The 4,707-nt window shown below is 37.1% G+C and carries 3 protein-coding genes; all 3 read right to left on the reverse strand.

Annotation, left to right across the window (positions count from 1 at the left end):
• Positions 1-100 precede the first annotated feature (100 nt).
• Entirely contained in the window at positions 101-3,142 is a 3,042-nt protein-coding gene (locus J3U19_RS11345; protein ID WP_267346358.1) for a T6SS effector BTH_I2691 family protein, read from the reverse strand.
• Complete coding sequence (locus J3U19_RS11350) at positions 3,132-4,145, reverse strand: DUF4123 domain-containing protein (RefSeq protein WP_267342147.1); 1,014 nt, start codon at positions 4,143-4,145, stop codon at positions 3,132-3,134. The genes J3U19_RS11345 and J3U19_RS11350 overlap by 11 nt, the downstream gene beginning before the upstream one ends.
• Positions 4,142-4,707, reverse strand: a 566-nt coding sequence (locus J3U19_RS11355) for a DUF2345 domain-containing protein (protein WP_267346359.1), incomplete at its 5' end; no start/stop codon positions are given. The genes J3U19_RS11350 and J3U19_RS11355, both read right to left, overlap by 4 nt.

Below are 4,707 nucleotides of genomic sequence, written 5' to 3' on the forward strand. Positions count from 1 at the left end.
CGGTAGAACCGGTGGTTTGGGGGGATGTCGCCAGGAGCGATCGATGATTTGCTTCTGAATTTTATAAAAATTTTTTAGACTCATAATGTTTATCGCTTTTTTAATTTATAGAATAAGGGATATTGGCTGTGGCGTAAGTGTTATTATTGGAATTAATCCCTAATGTGTCTGATAACCAATCACTGTCCCATCCGATGGCTGTTAAAAAGTTGTCTGATTGTTGCTCCACTTCTTCCTGATTGTCTTCAACTTTCATTAGCTCTTTAAATGCCTGAAACTCAGTGTTAAAATCCGGCGTCTCATCTCGGTTGTATTGCGTGCCGAATCGAGTGGATCTTATCCATTTTTGAATGTCATCATCGACTATCAAATTCCAGACAAACTCCACCACGATTAAAATCAACTGCAACCACCAAGATGCAAAAAAGGTAAAAATTCTTAATCCAGCCATTAGAATTAATTCCCTAATGATAACCCGATTAACCAATTTAGTAGACATTTTTAACAGTGCGGTACTTGCTTTCAAAAATTGACTAATATAGACCATTACGCTAGCTCTATTTAATGTTAATTCAATATTATCTTGATTACTTTTCAAAGCCTGCGGAATAGCATACATCAACCCAAAGATTGAAGATGCCGCCCCAGTAAGATGTCCGGTCATTCTTAACCCAATAACCAAATTCGTATTATTAAAAGCAATATCAATAGGTTTAATCAAAACATCGGTGAAAACACTAATAAAACTTAAGGATGCCGCCATAATCTGGTTCAAAAAATCGTCTGACGTGTGATCATCCGTTTGCATAATGAGCGTCATAATCACCGGTATTTGAAATGCCATTAAAACAGCCGACAACCTTGTACCTTTTAAATCGCGACCAAATGTACGACTGTGATAACTGTCCCACAGTTCATCGTATTTTCCTTTGATAATAACGCTAGTCGGTTTATTGTTTTTCTTTATAATGATTTTTTTCAGAATGTTATGAGTATAGGTTTTTAGGTAATTGTTGCCTAACTGGCCTTTAAGGCCTTTTTGCTCAACATTAGGGAAGGGTCCTGAAAACATTTGATTATCAATGTTTAATTTTTTCATTCTTGTAATCCAATCCCTACGATCATAATATTCATTCATGACGGATTTAACGATGTCTGGCTCAAGCCCAGCTCTTACCATAAAAATTTTCTGACCAATATAATGGTTAATATTATCCGCACCGATTTGCAAACCGTCGACCATCACGCGAACAGGCTGTTTTCGGAATAATTTACCAATTAAAATTGACGCAAGCTTATCGCGTTTGTAGGCAAATTTATCGATAAATTTAGCATTGATATCGGGCTTCTTTTTTTGCAGACTGCTGTTAATATCCCGACTAATTGAGGTAAAGTAGGACAGATTTTTTGGTACGTTGAGTAACGTACGATGCAAACGACCATTGCCGTCTACTTCACGATATTTTTCAGCATCCAGTAAAAATTCTTCTAACTCTTTAATGGCTGCAGTTTGATTAAAGGCTACTGCTCGCCAGATTAGATTGGTTTTAGGAATGTTACGCGCCTTGATCCAGTCACCAATAACCTGATTACCTTTCTTTGTATCTTGCAAACCCTCTATTGCCGTGATAACAAGTCGTTCAAACAAGATACCGTCCTCAATATTGTTCTGACTATAATCATTAAGCACGCTCAAAAAACTATTACTTTGTATCCATATAAAGGCATTTTCGCTACGTTGTTCGTGTAACAAGCTTGCTTGTTGAGTGATCGCTTCGTATTTTTTGTTATACGTGTCTCTTAATGGTTGATTGATTCTGGCTTGGTATTTTTTCCATTGTTCTCTTGGTATTGTAGTAATTTTTTCAACTTCTTCTTTGTGCATTGTTTCGTCTATCTGCACTGTCATAATGGCTTTAGCGCGTAATTGGGTGATTTTTTTAAGATAGTCGCTGATTTTTTTATTACTTTGTACCTCTTTCATAGCAACATCCAATCGTTGGTAATATAACGCACCTACTCGTGGTTGCTTCATCCAATCAGCAAACAGATCACACCCTTGATTTAACGCTGCCAGCAGGTCCGGTTCAAGAAGGTATTGTTTTTGATACTGCACTCTTCGCTTTGCTAACCAATCTGCACCTTCGGTTTCGGTAACCTTTTCTAACCAATAATTATTTTGTCTATGCAATTCTTCATAAATCTTTAAGGCTTCACGGCGTTCATTTTCGTTGGCTTTAATAAAGCTATTTTCGAACAATGTTAACAATGCATCTGATTGAATTTCATGCTCACGTTCTTCACTAAATAGCTTTAGGTAACCTATGATTTCATTACACCAACCATTGAGTTCTTTACTGATACCTGCCGCATCATTTAATCCGACAATATAGCTGTTTTTTTCGGTTGAACGCTCCCTTGCTGAGTTAAGAGTGTGATTTAACTGGCGGTTTATCGCCCATGGGTAAAGGGTACAATGTTGATTAAAAAAGGCGGTATTCCATTGATTTATATCATTGGAAACTAGCGTTTTAGACCGCTTGATGGTTGGATCTGGAATGATAGATAAAATCGACTTCTCATTATAATCAATGATTTGTTTTACGTTGCTTTCGTTTAATTGTGCTATACCGTTGGCTTCAATAACGGAGCCTTGAGCCATTTTTTTAGGCTCTATTAAACTCATTCTTTCACTGCGCAACTGATTATCGGTTTCGTAATTTGTCAAAACATCATTTTCCCATTTATGCTCACTGAATGCTAACCATACTTTTCCACATTGTTGCGGTTGTTCAATGCAAATAAATTCAGCACTAGCGCTATTTTGTAATACTGCTGCACAGCCGCAGTCTTCTTCCGTAGTTGCCATTTGTGCGGAAAATTGTTTCCAAAATGTGCCATTTTTTGCAATTTTATAGACTTCCCAGTAGTGGTTACCTCGAGCGCCTTCTTCATAAAAAAGATATAAAAACCCTTCCCGTATGACTCTTAATGCATAACTGTAGTCATATTTAAGTTTAGCGTCAGTAATTTTAGGTTGATTTGCCCAATTGGGTAAATTAAGTCCCTCAATTTTAGGAATGACACAGTAGTTAACCGGCAATATGGTTAGTCCTTTTGATGATGCGCAATCACATGTCATAACGTTCTCCTAATATTAATTCTTTACTTTGTTGCTTAATTTGTTGCCATTGTTCAGCAGTGATTGCAGCAACTCGTTTTTGGTAGAAACTATCTTTTATTCTGAGTAATTCTGCGATTTTTGGGGTTCGATAAAATTCACTGCCTAGAGTTAAATAATGCAACGCAAATAAAACTTTATCTTGTGGATCGTTTAATTGGTGTTGTATGGCAATATCCAGTGCTTTGCGTATCTGTATTCTTGCTTGATCTTCACTATAACGCGGTTGATGTTGTAATTTGCTTCGATAGTTAAGCAAGATTTGATTTTCTAAACCTATGTGAGCAATTTTATTTTCTTCAGTTTCTGTTATACCTAATCGATATGGCATAAGCTGCCTATTATTTTCAACTGCGGCATATTCGATCAGTAAACCATCTCCATTAAGGATTAACCAATTGGTCGTTTGAGCAAAAATTTTATCTCGAATTTGCGGTAACATAAGATCAGATATTGCATTTAATACGCTAGGATCGTAAAGGCGTAAAAGATACAGACCATTGTTAATCTGACTTCGTTGAATGCATAATTTGGCTATATGTTGACAAACAATATCAATCGATTTATTTGAAAAAAGCCAACCACACATTGCCCGTCCCTGTCCTGATAATAACCATTCAGGTTTGATTTCTTGATAAGACAATAAAACAGTCTGTTTTAAGATTTCATAAAGATGTGTGTTTTTTCGGTCAATGGGTAACAGTGATGGCGTGTTGGTAAAATTAAACGCCGGATGATTAAACGGTATTGATTGTAAATATGAGGAATTTTCTTCAATATAAGCATAAATTTCACTATCTAAAGCCAATTGATTTATGTTACGTAAACTTAGATCCAGCAATAAATAACCATATTGAGCATTGTCAAAATTTTTAATCAGTTGTTTTGTTAATTGATTAGCGTGTTGATCGTCTAATTCACCATCATTGTATTGAATAAATTCAAATTCGGTAACAGTATTCATGATAATTCAACTATTGCTCCTTGATTTTTTGTTCCTTGCGCTATTTTTCGTTGACACCCAATTGGTAATGTACTTTTTATTTTTACTTTTGCCGGTCCCATTTTTTGCAGAGCATTGCTTTTTATATACACATTATCCGCTGTGCCCAGCTCAATGCCTTCACGGCTGATTTTGATAAAAGAGCCACCACACATTAACGTCAGCTCTTCGCTTGCTGTGAGGGTGAGTTCACCGTCCACACTGTCGATTTTGATATCTTGTTGAGCCGCCATATTCAAGTTGGCATTTTGCGCTTGTATGTCAATATCCCCTTGGTTGGCAAAGACCTTCATCCCCGATTTGTGGGCAAATAACCCTATCGCATCGCCCGATGCCAGTGTGATGTTTTTTAATGCCGTGATGTCAGTCTGGTTTTCAGCGGTGACACTTACGCTGTTACCGGTTGATAACTGGATATTTTCCGGACTGGTTAACGCAATGCCTGCCTGTGCATAAGCTAAGATGCCACTTTCAGTGAGCGTCGTTAACGCTGCTTTAAGCTGGTCCTGACTGGCGGTGTCAG

This window comes from Gilliamella sp. B2828 (assembly GCF_026537125.1).
Classification (GTDB): domain Bacteria; phylum Pseudomonadota; class Gammaproteobacteria; order Enterobacterales; family Orbaceae; genus Gilliamella.

Coding starts and splice junctions, on each gene's coding strand:
- J3U19_RS11345 (WP_267346358.1), bottom strand. CDS start 3,142: ATGACATGTGATTGCGCATCATCAAAAGGACTAACCATATTGCCGGTT.
- J3U19_RS11350 (WP_267342147.1), bottom strand. CDS start 4,145: ATGAATACTGTTACCGAATTTGAATTTATTCAATACAATGATGGTGAA.